The organism is Rhodococcus sp. NPDC019647 (assembly GCF_044389235.1).
Lineage (GTDB): Bacteria > Actinomycetota > Actinomycetes > Mycobacteriales > Mycobacteriaceae > Rhodococcus_F > Rhodococcus_F oxybenzonivorans.
Map to the genome: position 1 here is coordinate 59,453 of NZ_JBIRXS010000024.1, position 20,113 is coordinate 79,565.

The 20,113-nt window shown below is 67.9% G+C and carries 4 protein-coding genes; 1 reads left to right on the forward strand and 3 read right to left on the reverse strand.

Annotation, left to right across the window (positions count from 1 at the left end):
• Positions 1-16: 16 nt before the first annotated feature.
• From pucL to uraD, 3 genes are read right to left on the reverse strand one after another with little or no spacing between them, the layout of a single operon-like run.
• A complete protein-coding gene (gene pucL, locus ACH49N_RS29575) occupies positions 17-946 on the reverse strand; it encodes a factor-independent urate hydroxylase (RefSeq protein WP_358276278.1) in 930 nt (309 codons plus the stop codon).
• Between the two features lie 2 nt (positions 947-948).
• The gene (gene uraH / locus ACH49N_RS29580) at positions 949-1,278 is read right to left on the reverse strand and encodes a hydroxyisourate hydrolase (protein WP_159919078.1); all 330 of its coding nucleotides are present in this window, start codon (positions 1,276-1,278) and stop codon (positions 949-951) included.
• Complete coding sequence (gene uraD / locus ACH49N_RS29585) at positions 1,278-1,790, reverse strand: 2-oxo-4-hydroxy-4-carboxy-5-ureidoimidazoline decarboxylase (protein ID WP_250772883.1); 513 nt, start codon at positions 1,788-1,790, stop codon at positions 1,278-1,280. Before uraD ends, uraH begins: the two co-directional genes overlap by 1 nt.
• 225 nt (positions 1,791-2,015) lie before the next feature.
• On the opposite strand from uraD, the gene ACH49N_RS29590 reads away from it, so the two are divergent.
• Complete coding sequence (locus ACH49N_RS29590) at positions 2,016-19,955, forward strand: amino acid adenylation domain-containing protein (protein WP_358276279.1); 17,940 nt, start codon at positions 2,016-2,018, stop codon at positions 19,953-19,955.
• Positions 19,956-20,113 lie beyond the last annotated feature (158 nt).

A 20,113-nucleotide genomic window follows, 5' to 3' on the forward strand; every position in this document is an offset into this window, starting at 1 on the left:
GGGCGGCCGCTCGGCGTCAACTCAGCCAACCTGCGTAGGCAGACCACGCCGGCCCGGGGTCCGGAGCGTCGGAACGCTGAACCGTCGCCTGGATCAGCCCGTAGGGGCGGTCGGCGGCGTGGAACACCTCGTTGTCGTTCTCCACACCGAAGCGCCCGAGGTCGTGCGCGAAGTGATGCTTGTTGGGCGCAGACAGACGCACCTCCGCGAGCAAAGGACAGCGCTCGAGGACTGCCTTGCCGATTTCGTAGAGTGTCTGCTGCAGGGCCAACGAATGCACCGTCGCGAACGTGGACACGATCTGTTCCTTGATATCGGTGTACACGCTGTTCCAGTCGACCTCGGTGGTGACGAACCGCCATTGCACGACGAGTGACGTGGCCATCACCCGGTCGTGGGTCTCTTCGAGGACGGTGTACTCGTCCTTCAGGAACCCGAAGAACTCGCTGCCCGTGGATTTCAGAATCACCAGATCTTTCAGGCCCCCGACCACCCATGTTCCGTCGGCGTCGACCGTGACGGCCGCGGTACGCACCTCCTCGCCCTTCCGCACCCAGGTGTGATCGTGCTCGGCACCCTCGACCACGGCCCGCGCCCACGAGTACTCCTCGATCTCGATGCGCGCGCCCTCGACAGGTTGGACGTCGTTCACGAAATGCCGCGCCAACGCCAGTCCGTATTCCTCGATGGAATCGAGTCCCTTCTCCTTCGCGTAGGAGAAGGCGGTCTGCTTCTGACTATCCGTGGGCAGCACGGTGCTCTGATCGCCCTCGAGGTGTGCGGCGGAGAAATCACCTCGAAGACAGGTGGAGACGCTCACGTCCCGGATCTCGTGCCGAGGGGTGTCGCGGTAGATCCGGACGATCCGGTTCTCGGCCTTCCCATACTGGTTCTTGCCCAGGACGATCTTGCCCCCGAGGTGGGGGCCGTTGTTCGGATTGCTCACGTTCAGCTCCCGCGATAGGTGGAATAGCCGTAGGGGGACAACAACAACGGAACGTGGTAGCCACGCTGGGGATATCTCAACTCGAAGGTGACGGTCACCACCGGGTAGAAGGTGTCCTGGCCGCGCCGACCGAAATAATCACCGGTGTCGAACACGAGGCAATACGTCTCCGCGATCAGGCCCTCGGGTGCAATCTCGGGGATGCGGCCGTCGACGCCGGTCATCGCGGAGGCGATCGGTTCACCCTCGAGGGATTCGAGCCGCACGTGCAGTCCGGCTGCCGGCTCACCGGTCGTTGCGTCCAGCACGTGCGTGCTGAGGATTCTGGTCATCAACGTCCTCCTTCGGTGGAGTGGTTCAGCAACCGTACGAGACGCAACCGGTTGATCGCGGCGAGTTCCGCCCGCAAAACCCTGCGCTCGGTGCTGCTGTCGTTGTCGAGGCGTCGGTGCAGCACGTCGAGCAGTTCCTGCGCAGAACGTCCGGACGCGCACACGAGGTAGACGTGCCCGAACTTTCTCTCGTACTCCTCGTTTCCCGCGCGAAGTTTCGCCCGCAACTCGCGGTCGGCGGAAGCGACTGCGGACTGCTCACGCGCCGACGACGCATTGTCGGGGCGGTCGCCGATGCGCGGATGCCCGGCCAAGGCCTCGTCGATCTCGGCTTCGGTGAGTTCGGCGAGAACCTCGTCGGCGCGGGTATAGAGCTCTTCGGTCGTGCGGAACGGCCGCGCGGCGGCCACCCGGCGAGCCCACACCGTCGACGAACAACACTCGGTCAGCAAGGCGACGGCCTGCTCGTCGCTCCACTCGTTCACGGTGCTCAGGCCGGGCGGTTCGGTCATCGGTGCTCCTCCCGTGCGCCTTTCTGGTACCTCTGGCTACCACAAAGGCGCACAGGTGGCGCGTCGACTTACCGATCCAGTTACACCCGAGCGATTTGACGACCTTATGTAGGTTATGCAACCCTACGTAAGTTGTCCCACGGGGTGTAACCACCGCAGGGCACACGTAGTCGGTCACCGGAGCAAGAGTCGTCTCGCCGCTCCTAGTAGATAAGAGAACGATTCGTGGAACCGGCAGAGTTCGCGGCTGGTACGTCCGCCCGCGTTGACACCAGTGTCAACGAGAACGATTCGCACTTTTTCGCCCTCACCGCCGCTCAGCGCGGTATCTGGTATGCCCAGCACCTCATGGGCGAAGTGCCGATCACGATTGCGCAGTACATCGACGTCGAGGGCGCTCTGGATGTCGATGCTTTTCGACGTGCAGGTCAGGTCGCTGCCCGCGAGATCGGTAGCGGGATGCTCCGGATCGTCGAAATCGACGGCGAACCGCTCCAGACTGTCGACCTCACTCTCGACGACGGGGTGGGACACCACGATTTCCGGGCGGAGCCGGACCCCCACGCTGCCGCAGTCGAGTGGATGCGCGCCGACTACACCGCACCGCTGGATCTGCTCTCGGACCGGCTGATCCGGGCGGCCACCCTGCAGATCGGCGACCACCACCATCTCTGGTACTGCCGTATCCACCACATCGCGCTCGACGGCTACGGCGCCATGAAGTTCATGAGCCGCGCCGCCGAGTTGTACACGGCCGAGATCCGGGGTGTGGAGCCGACGCCGTCGGTGGCGGGTGACCTCCGAGAGGTTTCGGCCGCCGAGGACGCATACATCGGTTCTTCCCGGTACCTCACCGACCGCGACTACTGGGCGACCCGATCCCGGAACCTCCCCGTCCCGGTCAGCCTCGCGGGCCGCACTGCCCCGGCGCAGGCTCGGTCCCGCTGGCACGGCGGGCAGGTGCCCACCGACGTCGCCCGGTCGGTGGACGGGGCGACCTCGCGTCTCAACTCCGCCTTCGCGGCTGTCGCCGTGGCCGCGACCGCAGCTTTCGTCGCCCGGATGACAGGTTCGGACGACATCGTTCTCAGTCTGCCCGTGTCGGCCCGCACCAACGCCGTGCTGCGTCGATCGGGCGGCATGGTGTCCAATGTGGTGCCGCTGCGGGTGTCGATCACCCCGGACACGACGGTCGCCGCGCTGGTCTCCGCCGTCCAACTCGAACTCACCGGTGCGTTGCGCCACCAGCGCTACCGCAGCGAGGACATCCGCCGCGACGCCGGCGCCGCCCAGGATCAGCGGGGCTTCTTCGGTCCCGCGATCAACATCATGAACTTCCATTCCGAAATCACCCTCGCCGAGCTCACCGGTCGGTTCCACGTCCTGTCGACCGGACCCGTCGAGGACCTCTCGGTCAACCTGTACCCGAGCGTGGCGGGAAGTTCGTCGCGCATCGATTTCGAGGCGAACCCCGCCCTGTACGGGGCCGAGGAACTCGCCGGACACCACGCGCGGTTCCTCGACCTGCTGGCCCGGTTCGCCGACGCGGACCCGGACACCCCGGTTGCACACCTGGACGTGCTGACGGCGGACGAGCACGCACAACTCGTGCCTGCCGCCGGCCCGGCGGCACCCGACCCGTTGCTGCTGGTCGACCTGTTCGAAGCCGGGGTCCGGGCGAACCCCGACGGCACGGCACTGATTTTCGATGGAGCAACGACCGGCTACCGCGAACTCGACGAGAGCAGCACCGCGCTCGCACGTCTGCTGCTGACCCGTGGAGTGGGCCCCGGTGACTTCGTGGCGGTGTCGTTCACTCGGTCCGTCGACTCCGTCGTGGCGGTGTGGGCCGTGGCGAAGTCGGGGGCGGCGTTCGTCCCCGTCGACCCGGCCTACCCGGCCGAGCGCATCGCCCACATGTTGTCCGATTCGGGCGTGACCCTCGGTCTGACGGCCACCGCGCACCGCGACCTGCTCGAGGGAACCGGCGTCGAATGGCTCGCCCTCGACGACTCCGCGCTCACGTCTGCCTGCGCGAAGCTGTCGGTCGCACCGGTGACGGACGCCGATCGTCCGGTACCACTGACACCTCGCCATCCGGCGTACATGATCTACACCTCGGGTTCCACGGGCACGCCGAAAGGTGTGGTGGTCACGCACACCGGCCTGGCCGCGTTCGCCGCGTGGGCCCTGCCCGAGCTCGGCGTGACGCGCGACTCGCGGGTGCTGCGCTTCTCCTCGTCGAGCTTCGACGCGTCCGTGTTCGAGATGGTCCAGGCGTTCAGCGCGGGCGCGACGATGGTCATCGTGCCACCGGGCGTGTACGGCGGCGACGAACTCACGGCTCTCCTCCGTTCGCAGCGGGTCACCCACATCATCAGTGCACCCGCGGTATTGGGAACCGTGGACGCCGCCGGCCTCGACTCGCTCGAGGCCGTGGTCGTCGGTGGCGACGTGTGCCCGCCGGATCTCGTCGAGCGGTTCGGCAGCCGCTGCCGTCTCTACAACAGCTACGGCCCCACCGAGTCGACGATCGTGATCACCATGGAGGGTCCGCAGACCGACCCCGCCGCGATCACCATCGGCGGCCCGATGCAGGGCGCACGAGCAGTCGTCCTGGACCGCTGGCTGCGGCCGGTGCCGCGCGGGGTGACCGGGGAGCTGTATCTCGGGGGCCCCGGGCTCGCCGAGGGCTATCACGGCCGTTCGGGTCTGACGGCGTCGCGATTCGTCGCCGATCCGTTCCCCGGGGGCGGTGGTAACCGCCTGTACCGCACCGGCGACCTCGTGCGGTGGAGCCGCGGCGAGCAACCCGTCCTCGAGTATGTGGGGCGCAGCGACTTCCAGGTACAGCTGCACGGACTGCGCATCGAACTCGGTGAAATCGATGCGGTGCTGTCGGGGCACGAGTCGGTGGACTTCGCGGTGTCCGCCGTGCGGGAACGTGAGGGCGGCACCTCGGTGCTGGTGTCGTACGTGCGAATGCGGCCGAATTCGCGTTTCGATCAGGCCGCGCTCGCCGCGCACGCCGCCCGCCTCCTGCCCAGCTACATGGTGCCGTCCACCGTGATGGAGCTCGACCGGGTTCCGCTCACCCCGGCGGGCAAGGTGGATCGCGAAGCCCTACCCGAACCGGTCTTCGCGGTCCGCGAGTACGTGGCCCCGCGTACCGACACCGAACGGCTGGTCGCGGCCGCCTACGCCGGTGTGCTCGGTGCCGGCGTGGTCGGAGCCGAGGACGATTTCTTCGATCTGGGCGGCGACTCGCTGAGTGCCACCCGGGTGATCGGCCGGGTCAACGAGTCGGCAGGCACGTCGTTGGCCGTGCGGGTGATCTTCGAGGCACCGGGCGTCGCGGCTCTCGCCGCGGTGGTCGACGCCGCCGAGCGCGGGGACCGCCCGGCGCTGGTGGGCATCGAACGACCGGATCGTATTCCACTGTCCGCGGCGCAGTCCCGGATGTGGATCCTCAACCGCTACGACCCCGAGTCGGTGGCCTACAACATTCCGCTCGTACTGCGGCTGTCCGGCGACCTCGACACTGCTGCCCTCGGGGCGGCGCTGCGGGACGTCCTGGAGCGCCACGAGGCGCTGCGGACCGTGTATCCCGACTCTGCCGACGGCCCGTATCAGCGGATCGTCCCCCTCGACGACCTCGCGCTGGACCTCGAACCGCGCCGCGTCGACGACGAAGAACAGCTGTTCGCAGTGCTGACCGCCGAGCTGTCCACCGGTTTCGACGTGACGGCATCGGTCCCGTTGCGCAGCAGCGTATTCGAGCTGTCGCCGGGCGAACACGTTCTCGTCGTGGTGGTGCATCACATCAGTGCGGACGGCGCGTCGATGGGGCCGCTCGCCCGCGACCTGATGCTGGCGTACACCGCCCGCGTCGGCCACCAGACCCCGGACTGGACACCGCTCGCCGTCCAGTACGCCGACTACAGCGTCTGGCAGCGGCAGCTCCTCGGCTCCGAGTCCGAAGAGGGAAGTGTTGCCGCACGCCAGGCTGCGTACTGGCGTCAGCAACTGCGCGGCGCCCCGGAGCTGCTCGAGTTGCCCACCGACCGGCGTCGGCCGGCCGTGGCGTCACTGCGCGGGGAGATCTCGACGTTCCGTCTCGACAGCGCACTCGTCGAGCAAGCCACGGCGTTCGGACGCAGCCACGGCGCCACCCTCTTCATGGTGGTGCACGCGGCCCTGGCCACACTGCTCGCGCGCCTCGCCGCGACCACAGACGTGGTGGTGGGCACTCCGGTCGCGGGCCGCGGCGAGCAGGCCCTCGACGACCTGGTGGGCATGTTCGTCGGCACGCTCGCATTGCGGACCCACATCGATCCGGCGTCCTCGTTCGCGGAGGTGCTCGGGCACGTCCGCGAGACCGATCTTGCGGCGTACGGCAACGCGGACCTGCCGTTCGAGCGGTTGATCGACCTACTGCAACCGGCACGCTCCCAGGCGTATTCGCCGATCTTCCAGGTTGCGCTGTCGCTCGAGGATCAGAGCGTCAACCAGCTCACGCTTCCCGGTCTGTCGGTGTCGGCACTGGATCTCGGTGTGGTGCCGGCGAAGTTCGATCTGCAGTTGACCCTCCGCCCCGACGGTGCCGCAATGGCGGCGTCCTGGATTTTCGCCACCGATCTGTTCGACCGCGACACGATCGACTCGTTCTCCGTCCGCTTCGAGAATTTTCTGCGGCAGGGGATCACCGATCCGAAATGCGCGGTCGGCGATCTGGACCTGCTGACCGCAGACGAACACGCCGCACTGACCGCGCCACCCGAACCGCCTGCCGTGGTCGCACGCACGTTGCCGGACATCTTCACGAGCGGTGCCGGGCGCGGCGGGATCGCATTCGTGTCGGAGGAGGGGGAACTCTCCTACGCGGACCTCGACGCGCAATCGAACCAGTTGGCACGCGTACTCATCACGCACGGCGTGGGTCCGGAAACGGTGGTGGCGCTGGCACTTCCGCGAACCGCCCAGGCCGCCCTCGCCGTGTGGGCGGTGACCAAAACGGGCGCTGCGTTCGTGCCCGTCGATCCGAGCTACCCGCGCGAACGCATCGAGCACATGCTCTCCGACTCGGGTGCGGCGCTCGGGTTGACCGACACCGCCACCGCGGCGGGGCTGCCCGGCGGCACCGAGTGGCTGCTGCTGGACGACGTCGCACACGTCACGTCGGCCGCACCGGTCACCGATCGCGACCGCACTATGCCGCTGCGCCTGCAGCATCCGGCGTTTCTCATCTACACGTCCGGCTCCACCGGAACACCCAAGGGCGTCACGGTCACTCATACGGGATTGAGCGCATTCACGGCGGAGGCACGCCCGGAACTGGGCACTACGTCGCAGTCCCGCGTGCTCCGGTTGTCGTCCGCAAGCTTCGACGCCTCCGTCTTCGAAATGATTCAAGCGTTCAGCGCCGGGGCCACCCTGGTGATCGCGCCGCCGTCGGTGGTCGGCGGCGAAGACCTCACCGCCCTGCTCCGCGACCAGCGCGTCACCCACGTGCTCACTGCCCCAGCCGCATTGAGCACCGTCGATGCGAGCGCACTCGGTGACCTGCGCACCGTCGTCGTCGGGGGTGAGGTGTGCCCACCGCAGCTGGTCGAACAGTTCTCCCCGGGGCGGCGTTTCTTCAACAGTTACGGTCCCACCGAAACGACCATCGTCGTCACCATCGGTGAACCGCTCACCCCGGGCGCCGACATCACCATCGGCAGCCCACTCGACGGCACGCAGGCGCTGGTCCTCGACTCCCGGCTGCGGCCCGTGCCGCGCGGTGTCACGGGTGAGTTGTACCTGTCCGGTCCCGGCCTCGCCCGCGGATATCACGCCCGGCACGGACTGACGTCGGAACGGTTCGTCGCCAATCCCTCTAGACCTCAGGGCAGCCGGATGTACCGGACCGGTGACCTGGTGCGGCTGCGATTCGACGGGCAGCTCACCTATGTGGGCCGCGCCGACTCGCAGGTGAAACTGCGGGGTCTGCGCCTCGAACTCGGTGAGGTCGAGGCCGCGCTGTCCCGGCACTGCGACGTGGTGGCCGCGGCAGCGTCCGTCCATCACCACCCCCGGCTCGGCGATCAACTCGTTGGTTACGTCGTGCCAGCGCCGGGAACCAGCCCCGACGTCTCCGACATCCTGGCGGCCGCGGCAGAACTGCTGCCCCGCGCGCTCGTGCCGGCAACCGTCACAGTCCTCGACGCCCTTCCGCTCACCCCGGCCGGGAAGATCGACCGCCCGGCGCTACCCGCCCCCACATTTGCGGCGCGGACGGTGTTCCGGGCGCCCTCGACCGCCACCGAACTGCTTGTCGCGCGGGTGTTCACGGAGATCCTCGACGTCGACAGGGTAGGAGCCGACGACAGCTTCTTCGAGATCGGCGGCAACTCCCTGTCCGCCACCCAGGTGATCGCCCGCCTGCGCGCGGCCACGGGCACGTCCCTGTCCGTGCGGTCGCTGTTCGACGCACCCACCGTCGCGGCGCTGGCCGCCGCCGTGGACACCGCCGGACGGTCCGACCGCCCGGTCCTGGAGGCACGTCCGAGACCGGATCGGGTTCCGCTGTCTCCGGCGCAGGCGCGGGTGTGGTTCCTCAACCGTTTCGACCCGGGTTCCACCGTCGACAACCTGCCGCTCGCCCTCCGCCTGACCGGGACGCTCGACGTCTCCGCTCTGCAGGCAGCGCTCAGCGACGTCCTCGAACGGCACGAGGCACTGCGCACGATCTATCCCGACTCACCCACCGGCCCACACCAGGTCCTGGTCTCCATCGAGTCGGCGCTCCCGGACCTCACCGTGCTCGAGGTGACCGAGAGCGAGGCGCTGCAGCGGGCAGTGGAGTTCGCGACTACGGGATTCGACCTCACCGTGGAACCACCCCTGCGCGCAGGCCTGTTCGCGGTCTCCGAGAACGAGCACCTTCTCGTCGTCGTGGTCCATCACATCGCCGCCGACGGTTTCTCGCTCGCGCCGCTGGCCCGCGACGTGATGCTCGCGTACACCGCACGTGCGCAACAGGACGAGCCTGCGTGGTCGCCACTCCCGGTCCAGTACGCCGACTACAGCCTCTGGCACCGCGAACTGCTCGGCAACGAGGACAACGCCGCCTCGCTGGTGTCCCGCCAAACCGAGTACTGGGTGCGCACTCTCGCCGAGCTGCCGGACGAGCTCACCCTGCCCACCGATCGGCCGCGTCCACGCCGACAGTCACACTGCGGCAGCGAGCTGACGTTCGATGTCGACGCCCACACCCACGAAGTGTTGCGTGAATTAGCGGCCGCCCGCGACGCCAGCCTGTTCATGACCGTGCACGCTGCCTACGCGGTGTTTCTGAGCCGGCTCTCGAACTCGGCCGACATCGTGGTCGGAACTCCCGTTGCCGGCCGGGGCGAGCAGGCCCTCGACGACCTCGTGGGCATGTTCGTCAACACCCTCGTCCTGCGGACTCACGTCGCGCCGGAGGCCACGTTCGACGAGTTGGTGGAGCGCACCCGCGAAGCCGATTTGGGTGCGTTCTCGCATGCCGACGTGCCGTTCGAGCGGCTGGTAGAAGTTCTCGATCCGGTTCGCTCGCAGGGTCGGCACCCTCTGTTCCAGGTCGCCCTGTCCTTCCAGAACCTGGCCCCCACCACGTTCGACCTGCCGGGACTCGCAGTCTCGACCGTCCCGGCGGAGCTGCAGACGGCCGAGTTCGATCTGCATCTGACCCTCACTGAACAGGCTGACGGCGGAATCCACGCGTCCTTCACCTACGCCACCGACCTGTTCGACGCGTCGACCATCGCAACGTTCGCCGAACAGTTCACCCGCATCCTGCGGGCCGTGGCCGCGGACCCATCGACACCGGTCGGTGACGTGGCCGTGCTCGATGCGTCGGAATACACAGAGCTGGTCGACATTCGCAACCGGACGGACCATCCGCTGCCCGAGGCCCTGCTGCTCGACGCCTTCGCGGACCAGGTACGCAGGACCCCGGATGCGCCGGCACTCGTCTTCGAGGGTGAATCGCTGACTTACCGGGAGTTCGCGGGTCGGGTGAACCGGTTGGCGCGGGTCCTGATGTCCGAGGGCGTGGGTCCGGAAACGCTGGTGGCGTTGGCCATGCGCCGTTCTGTCGACCTGGTCGTCGGAATGTATGCGGTTCTGACCGCGGGCGGTGGTTATGTTCCCGTGGATCCGGACCATCCGGCCGACCGTATCGGGTACATCCTCGATGCGGCCGATCCGATCTGTGTCCTGTCGACGTCGCGGGACGCATTTGCGAGTGATCGGTCCGTCATCCTTGTCAACATCCTCGATGTCGACGGTGTTTCGTCGGCACCGCTGACGAATTCGACGGTGCGCCCGGATGGGGTCGCCTATGTGATCTTCACGTCGGGCTCGACCGGCAAGCCCAAGGGCGTCGCGGTGACGCACCGGGCGATCGTGAACCAGATCGCCTGGATGCGTTCCGAGTACGCACTCGACGCGTCGGACGTGTACTTGCAGAAGACCGCAACGACGTTCGATGTGTCCCTGTGGGGTTACTTCCTTCCGCTGGCTGCCGGCGCGACGTTGGTGGTCGCGACACCCGACGGGCACCGCGACCCGCAGTATCTCGCCGACACCATTCGAGAGCACCGGGTGACGGTCACCGACTTCGTGCCGTCCATGTTGTCCGTCTTCGCCGACGGTGTCGGACGTGAGGCGCTGACCACCCTGCGGCACGTGTTCGTGATCGGTGAGGCTTTGCCCGCTGCGACTGTTCGGGACTTCACCGAGATTTCGGCGGCGCGGGTCCACAATCTGTATGGGCCGACCGAGGCCGCGGTGTCGATCACTTATGCCGATGTCACCGACACGCCTGAGGGTGGTGCGGTGTCGATCGGTACACCCGAGTGGAACAGCCGCGTCTATGTCCTCGATTCGAGGTTGCACCCGGTGCCCGTGGGTGTTCCGGGCGAGCTGTATCTCGCCGGTGTGCAGTTGGCGCGTGGTTACCACGGCCGTGTCGACCTCACCGCCGACCGCTTCGTCGCCGACCCGTATTTCGGTATGGGGGAGCGGATGTACCGCACCGGTGACCTCGTCCGCTGGACCACGACCGGTGAACTCGTATACATCGGGCGCACCGATTTCCAGGTCAAGTTCCGTGGCCAGCGCATCGAGCTCGGTGAGATCGAGACCGCTCTGCTCGCCCATGCTCAGGTGTCGCAGGCGGCGGTGCTCGTCGTACCGACCGGCACCGGCCATCATCTCGTGGGCTATGTCGTCCCGACCGCGGGTTCGGACGTCGACGTCGACGACTTGCGCACCGCGATCGCACACACGCTGCCCACCTACATGCTGCCTGAGACCATCCTGGTCCTCGACAGCTTCCCCCTCGGCACGTCCGGCAAACTCGACCGGAAGGCCCTGCCTGCACCCACGTTCGAGGCCCGCGTTTTCCGGGCGCCGGCCACCGCGACCGAAAGCGTTGTCGCCGAGGTGTTCGCCGACGTCCTGGGTGTCGAGCGGGTCGGCCTCGACGACGACTTCTTCGCCCTCGGCGGCAACTCGCTGATCGCCACCCAGGTCGCCACACGACTCGGCCGTGCACTCGACAGCAGAGTTCCCGTGCGGGAGCTGTTCGATGCTCCTACCGTCGAGGCACTCGCAGCGCGCGTTGCCGTCCTCGCCGGGACGGGCGGCGGAACGGCACTCGTGGCCGCTCCGCGTCCCGAGCGAATCCCGTTGTCGTCTGCGCAGAACCGGATGTGGTTCCTCAATCGCTTCGATCCGGAGTCGGCGGCGTACAACCTTCCGCTCGCGATCCGGCTGACGGGGACGCTGAACGTCGCGGCCCTCCACACCGCGGTCCACGACGTGCTGGAACGGCACGAGTCGCTGCGCACGGTCTTTCCCGACAACGGTGACGGCCCCGTGCAGGTGATCCTGCCTGCCGACCGGGTCGACCTCGATCTCACCCCGGTCGACGTGACCACCGACCAACTTGTGGGTGAGGTGACCCGCGTCCTGCACGGCGGCTTCGACGTGACCGCGGGAATTCCCCTTCGCGGGAGACTTCTGCGCACCGCCGTCGACGAGCATGTCCTTGTCGTCGTCGTTCACCACATCAGCGGCGACGCCGTGTCCATGGGTCCGCTCGCTCGCGATGTCATGGTCGCCTATACCGCCCGAAGTGCGGGACACGCCCCGAACTGGTCACCGCTTCCGATGCAGTACGCCGATTTCGCGGTCTGGCAGCACGCGGCACTGGGTTCCGAGTCCGATCCCGAATCACTGGCCGCACAGCAGATCCGGTACTGGACCGAGACGCTGTCCGGGTTGCCGGACGTGCTGGAGCTGCCCACCGATCGGCCCCGCCCGGCCGTGCCGTCGCAGCGCGGCGACACCGTGCGCTTCGACGTTCCGGCGGACACCGCGTTGGCGCTCGAGCAGACGGCCCGCGATCACGGCGCCTCCGTGTTCATGGTGCTGCACGCGGCGCTGGCGGTCGTGCTGTCGCGGTTGTCGTCGACGTCCGACATCGCAGTCGGCACCCCGGTCAGCGGTCGCGGCGAGCAGCACCTCGACGACCTGGTCGGAATGTTCGTCAACACCCTGGTCCTGCGTACGCACGTCGCTGCGCACGAAAGCTTCACTGAACTCCTGACACGGGTGCGCGACACCGACCTCGGTGCGTATGGGCACGCGGACATCCCGTTCGAGCGGCTCGTCGACGTCCTCACTCCCGTCCGCACTCAGGCCCACACACCCCTGTTCCAGGTGGCGCTGTCGTTCGAGCACCGCGGTGTCACCCGCTTCGAATTGCCGGGCGTGACCGTGGAACCCGTTCCGTTCGAGGCGGACACCGCGCAGTTCGACCTGGCGTTGGTCCTGACCGAAGGCGATTCGGCGAGTGCATTGTCGGGCGCGTTGAGATTCGCCACCGACCTCTTCGACCGGGCGACCGCGGAGGACATCGCCCGGCGATTCGTCCGTGTCCTCGACGCAGTGGTGGCCGATTCGGGCGCGATCGTCGGCGACATCGACCTCCTCGATCCGAGCGAGTGGGCGGCGGTGTGCGTACGGGGTGCGCCGTCGGCGACTCCGACGACACTCGCCGGCCTGATCGACGTGGCTGTCCGGACCGACCCGAACGCGCCTGCGCTGAGCTGGAACGGTCGCGAGTACACGTATCGCGAGGCGGACGAGTGGTCCACGCGCCTGGCCCGGCTACTGCTCGAGCACGGGGTGGGACCGGAATCCTTCGTGGCCCTCGCTCTCCCGCGGTCGCTCGAATCGGTGCTGGCCGTGTGGGCGGTGGCCAAGACCGGTGCGGCGTACGTGCCCGTGGACCCGACATACCCGGCGGATCGCATTGCACACATTCTCACCGATTCCGGCGCCGCCCTCGGTGTCACGCTGTCTGGTGAACGGGCCGCGCTGCCGGACACCGTCGTCTGGCTGACCCTCGACACCGAGGATGTCACCGCCCGGCACCAGTCGGCGAGCGCCGAGCCGATCACCGACGCAGACCGGATCCGCCCGGTCCGCGTCGAGAATCCGGCATACATGATCTACACGTCGGGCTCGACGGGTCTGCCCAAGGGTGTCGTGGTCACGCACGGCGGCCTTGCGAACCTTGCCGCCGAACGTCGCGAGCATTACCGAATCGAGCAGTCGTCACGCTTCCTGCACAAGGCGTCGCCCAGTTTCGACATGGCCGTCGGCGAGATGGTGTCGGCGCTGAGCGCCGCCGCTACCTTGGTGATCACGCCGACCGAGATCGTGGGCGGCGACGAACTGTCCGAGCTTCTGGACCGTCAGCAGGTCACCCATGCGTTGATCACCCCGGCGGTGCTCGCCACGATGGACCCGGCCGGACACCCGCAGTTGCGGGTCCTCGGTGTCGGTGGTGAGGCGTGCACGCCGGAACTGGTGGCCCGTTGGCAGCCGGGACGCATCATGCTCAACGGTTACGGACCGACCGAGGCGACCGATATCTCGACCGTCGGCGACCTCGTGGCCGGTGCGCCGGTCACGATCGGGCATCCGGTGCGTGGATTCGAGGTCATGGTTCTCGACACCCGCTTGCGGCCTGTTCCTGCCGGTGTTTCGGGTGAGCTGTATGTCGCGGGACCGGCATTGGCGCGCGGCTACCATGCTCGGCACGGCCTGACCGCCGAACGGTTCGTCGCCAACCCCTACGGCGCACCCGGCGAGCGCATGTACCGCACCGGCGACATCGTCCGCTGGACCGGAACGCACGGACTTGAGTACTTCGGCCGCGGCGACAGTCAGGTGAAGATTCGGGGCAACCGGATCGAGCTGGGGGAGATCGAGTCCGCGGCGACCCGCCACGACACGGTGGGCCAGTCCGCCGTCGTCGTCCACGACACCCCGTCGGGGCAGCGTCTCGCGGCCTACCTCGTGCCTGCCCCCGGTCACACACTCGACACGGACGCCATCCGGCGCCACCTCGAGGACGCCCTGCCTGCGCCCATGATCCCGGACGCCTACATGGTGATCGAGGCGCTGCCGGTGACGGTGAACGGGAAGCTCGACCGAGAAGCGCTGCCCGAACCGGTCTTCGTCACCGCGACCGCGCGTTTCCGGGCGCCGGTCACCGACAACGAGAAGGTCCTGGCGGGCGTGTTCGCCGAGCTGCTGGGCGTCTCGACGGTCGGTGTGGACGATTCGTTCTTCGGTCTGGGTGGCGACAGCATCGCGTCGATCCAGCTCGCGTCGAGGGCGAAGGCGCACGGTCTGATCATCTCGCCCCGGGACGTGTTCGAGCACAGGACCGTTGCTGCCCTCGCGCAGGTGGCGGTCGACGCCACCGACACCGAACCCGTCGTACTGGAGGAACTTCCGGGCGGCGGTGTCGGCCGGATGCCGCTCACTCCGGTGATGCGTCTGGTCACCGAACGCGGTGGCACTCTCGACCGTTACTCGCAGTCGGTCGCACTGGAGTTGCCGGTGGGCATCGACCGGGCAGGTCTGATCGCGACCCTGGCGGCCGTGATCGAGCACCACGACATCCTGCGTGCCCGCCTCGTCGGCGAAAACACGCTCGAGGTGGCACCGGCAGGCGACGTCGACGTCGACTCTCTCGTGCACCGGATCGACTGGGATCCGCGGACGGATCCGACCGAAACGGCTCGGCGTGAACTGGATTCGGCGCTGGACCGCCTGAACCCGCGGGCCGGCATCATGCTGCAGTGCGTCTGGTTCGACCCGGTGGGCGTACCCGGACGGAGCGGCCGTCTGATCGTCTCCGCCCACCACCTCGTGGTCGACGGCGTGTCCTGGCGCATTCTGATTCCGGATCTGATCGCCGCGTGGGCGCAGATCTCGTCCGGTGAGGCTGCGACGCTCCCGCCGGTCGGCACGTCGATGCGCCGGTGGGCGCACGCCCTGACCGAGGACGCGCACACCCCGGAGCGAGTTGCGGAATTGCCGTTCTGGCAGGGGATTCTCGACGGTCCGGACCCGACGCTCGGGTCCCGGCCGTTCGACCCCGCAACCGACGTCCTGGCCACGGTCGACCACGTGCGCGTCGAACTCGACGCGGCGGTGACGCGATCACTGATGACGTCCGTTCCCGCTGCCTTCCGGGGTGGCGTCGGCGACGGGCTGATCGCCGCGTTCACACTGGCCGTGAGCGCCTGGCGGCGTCGCCGGGGAATCGACGAGTCCTCACTTCTCCTGCAACTGGAGGGCCACGGACGCGAGGAGGAGGCGGCGCCCGGCGCCGACCTCTCCCGCACGGTCGGATGGTTCACCAGCGTGTATCCGGTTCGGATCGACCTCGGTGGAATCGACGTCGACGCCGCCCTGGCCGGGACAGGCGACACCTCCCGCGCCGTCAAGGCCGTCAAGGAAAACCTGCTCGCACTACCTGCCCGCGGGCTCGGCTACGGGCTGCTGCGCCATCTCAACTCCGAGACCGCCGCGGCGCTGGACAACCTCCCCACCCCTCAGGTCAGCTTCAACTACCTGGGCCGGGTATCGGCGGCGGACATTCCGGAGGAGTTCGCGCACTTGGGCTGGACGCCCACCACTGACTTCGGCGACCTCGGGGGAGTCGGCAATGACGACATGCCCGCCGCCGCCGTTCTCGACATCAACGCGATCGTCACCGGTGTGGACGGCGAGTCCAGGTTGACGGCCACCTTCTCGTATCCCCGGGAAGTGCTGTCGGCGGCCGACGTCCGGGAGCTTGCGGACCTGTGGACCAGTGCGCTCATCACGGTCGCGGCGCATGTGGACAGCGGAACGGCGGGCGGGCTCACGCCGTCGGACGTGCCCCTCGTCGCGGTGGGGCAGCGGGACCTCGAACTGTGGGAAGAGCAGTACCCGGCACTGTCCGACGTCTGGTCGCTGTCGCCGCTGCAGCACGGGCTCGCCTTCCATGCGCAGCTCGCGCAGGACACGGTGGACGTCTACACGACGCAGACGGTGCTGAAACTCGGTGGCGTCGTGGACGCCGACCGGATGCGTACAGCGATCTCCGCCCTGCTCGACCGGCACGCGAACCTGCGCACAGCGTTCGTCGGTGCGAGTACCGGCGAACTCGTGCAGGTGGTCCTCGACAGCGTGGAGATCCCCTGGCGCACCATCGATCTCGGGGCCGTGGACGAGTCCGCTCGAGCCGCTGCGCGGGACGCGGCGCTCACCGCCGACCGCGAGCGCCGGTTCGACCTCGCTGAGCCGCCGCTACTGCGGTTCACGCTGATCGACGGCGGCGACGGGCATCACGTCCTGGCCGTGACCCTGCACCACATCCTCGTCGACGGCTGGTCCATGCCGTTGCTGTTGAAGGAACTCCTCGTTCTGTACGCCACCCGAGGTGACGCGTCCGTGTTGCCGCGGGTGCCGTCGTACCGCAGGTTCCTGTCGTGGCTGGCATCGCGCGACCGTGCCGCCTCCCTGGACGTGTGGGCCGAGGCACTCGCCGGTGCGGCGCAGCCGACTCTCGTCGCCTCCGACGGTTCCGGACAGCCGGGACCGACCGCAGTGACGGCGGTGGACGCAGACGCCGGACCCGAACTGTCGACCCGGCTTACCGCACTCGGGGCGGAACTCGGTGTCACGCTCAACACGCTCGTCCAGGCCGCATGGGGAATTCTGCTGTCCCGCATGCTCGGCCGCGAAGACGTGGTGTTCGGGGCGACGGTATCGGGCCGACCCGCCGAACTCGACGGCGTCGAGTCGATGGTCGGCCTGTTCATCAACACCCTGCCCGTGCGGGTACGCATCGACCCGGACGAATCGGCGGCCGGCCTCCTGATCCGAGTGCAGCGCGAACAGGCGACGCTGCTCGATCACCACTACCTCGGCCTGAGCGATGTCCAGCAGACTGCGGGCAGCGGCGCCCTGTTCGACACGCTGACGGTGTTCGAGTCGTATCCCGTGGACACCGCAGCACTGGCCGAGGTGACCTCGATCGACGGCATGACCGTCCTCGGTGTATCCGGCGAGGAAGCCACCCACTACCCGCTCACTCTCACGGTGTTCGCCGACGACGGGTTGCGGTTCACGCTCAGGTATCGCACCGATGTGTTCGACGAGACGTACGTGACCGCGCTCCGCACACGGCTGCTGAGGGTTCTCTCCGCACTGGTGGCCGACCCCGCCGCACCGATCGGCCGGATCGAAATCCTCGACCCCGACGAGCACGCTGCCCTCGCGCCTGTGCGCGGTCTTCCGGCCGCGGCGCCGACCACCCTCGCCGGGAACATCGACGCCGCCGCACGTACCGCCCCGGAACGGGTCGCGCTGTCCTGGAAGGGCCGAGACTGGACGTACCGCGAGGCCGACGCCTGGTCGAACCGTCTGGCCCGGTTGCTGCTCGCGCAGGGTGTCGGACCCGAAACGTTCGTCGCTGTGGCGTTGTCGCGGTCGGTGGAATCGGTGCTGTCGGTATGGGCGGTGGCTAAAACGGGTGCCGCCTACCTCCCCGTCGATCCCACCTACCCGACGGAGCGCATCGACCACATGCTGTTCGACTCCGGCGCCCGCATCGGCATCACCGTCGCTGCGGATCGGGATGGACTGCCGGACGATACCTCCTGGCTCCTTCTCGACGAGATCACAGACGCGCTCGACGCCATCCCGGCCACCCCGGTGACCGACGCGGAACGCGCGCGGCCTGTGCGTATCGAGAACCCGGCGTACATGATTTACACGTCCGGTTCGACAGGACGGCCGAAGGGTGTCGTCGTCACCCATGGCGGCCTTGCGAACCTCGCCGCGGAACGCCGTGAGCACTACCGCGTCGAGCAGTCGTCCCGGTTCCTGCACAACACCTCGCCCAGCTTCGACATGGCGGTGGGCGAAATGATGTCCGCCCTCTCCGCCGCAGCGACCCTGGTGATCACCCCACCGAGCGTGATCGGCGGGGACGAATTGGCCGCCTTCGTCCGGGACGAGCACGTGACGCATGCGCTCATCACCCCGGCGATGCTGTCCTCGATCGACCCTGAGGGGCTGGAGGAACTGCGCGTCCTCGGTGTCGGTGGTGAGGCGTGTACTCCCGAACTGGTGGCCCGTTGGCAGCCGGGACGCATCATGCTCAACGGTTACGGACCGACCGAGGCGACCGATATCTCGACCGTCGGTGACCTCGTGGCTGGCGCGCCGGTCACGATCGGGCATCCGGTGCGTGGATTCGAGGTCATGGTTCTCGACACCCGCTTGCGGCCCGTTCCTGCCGGTGTTTCGGGTGAGCTGTATGTCGCGGGACCGGCATTGGCGCGCGGCTACCATGCTCGGCACGGCCTGACCGCCGAACGGTTCGTCGCCAACCCCTACGGCGCACCCGGCGAGCGCATGTACCGCACCGGCGACATCGTCCGCTGGACGGCAGCGGGCGAACTCGAGTACAGCGGCCGCTCGGATCACCAGGTCAAGATCCGGGGTTACCGCATCGAACTCGGTGAAATCGACGCCGCCGTACTGGAACACCCCGACGTCGACTACGCGATCACCCTCGGCCGTCGCGGCCCGTCGGGTGACACCGTGCTGGTGTCCTACGTGGTCCCCGCCGCGGGGTCCGCGCCAGACCCCGCTCGGGTGCGCGCATTCGTGTCAGAGTTTCTGCCGACGCACATGGTGCCGTCGGCGGTGGTGTGCATCGATTCCGTCCCGCTCACCCCCACCGGGAAGCTTGACGTCGATGCGCTTCCGCGCCCCGATTTCGTTGCTGCCGAATACCGTCGGCCGAACGAGGGACACGAGAGCACGGTCGCGGCTGTGTTCGCCGAAGTCCTGGGAGTCGACAGGGTCGGCGCCGAGGACAACTTCTTCGACCTCGGTGGCACATCGCTGTCCGCGATGCGGGCGGTGAGCCGACTACGGGCCGGCAGCGACGTGACCGTGTCGCTGCAATGGTTGATGACCGAGCCGACACCCGCCGCGATCGCGGCCCGCATGGACGCGGCCGACGGCGACACCGAGGATCCCGCGCTCGACGTGGTCTTCCCGATCCGCGCGGGTGGGGCGGGTGCGCCGATGTTCTGGATCCACCCGATCAGCGGACTGGCCTGGTGTTACACGGGATTCGCCGAACACATCGACGAAAACCGCCCTGTCTTCGGCATTCAGACTCCGGCCGTCGTGGGAGAGGTGCTGCCCGGCTCGATCGAGGAACTTGCCGACCGGTATCTCGTCGAGGTGCAGCGGATCCAGCCCGAAGGCCCCTATGATCTGGCCGGCTGGTCGATCGGTGGCGTCATTGCCCATGCGATGGCGGTGCGACTGCAGGAGACCGGCCACGTGGTGGGTTCACTCGTCATGCTCGACAGCTTCGCGGAAACGCAGCAGTCGGAGGGCAGCGGTGAGGCGGCGGTTCGCGAGGAGGACACGGCGGACGTGCTGTCGGCCCTGAGCCCCGAGTACCTGCATCGCCTGACCGCGGCCGCGCACCACAACGCCACCCTCATGAGCGACTACCGGCCCGGGTTGTTCGACGGCGACGTGCTGTTCTTCACGGCGGCGCACGATGATCCGACGCTGCGGCGTGCGGTCGGCACCTGGCGCCCCTGGGTGAACGGGCGGATCGCGAACCATTCTGTGGCTGCGAATCATTGGCAGATGACCGAACCTTCCGCGGTCAGTGTGATCGGCCCACTGCTCGCCGCACACTTGGCCGACGCCGTGCATCACGCTTGGAGAATGGAGATCGACCGATAAGACCCGCCGGGTGGTGATGCGACGGCTGGTGCTGACGTCACAAGCTCTTCATTTCTTCCGCTTTCGGACGATCTGAGTCGACTCGAGCGCCTTCTCTCGTTTCTCCGCCCGACGCTCTTTGAGGGCACGTGCGGACTGTTTCGAACTTCTGACGGTGG

Excerpts from the sequence above, each read along its gene's own strand:
- uraH (WP_159919078.1), bottom strand. The coding sequence starts at position 1,278 with ATGACCAGAATCCTCAGCACGCACGTGCTGGACGCAACGACCGGTGAG.
- uraD (WP_250772883.1), bottom strand. The coding sequence starts at position 1,790 with ATGACCGAACCGCCCGGCCTGAGCACCGTGAACGAGTGGAGCGACGAG.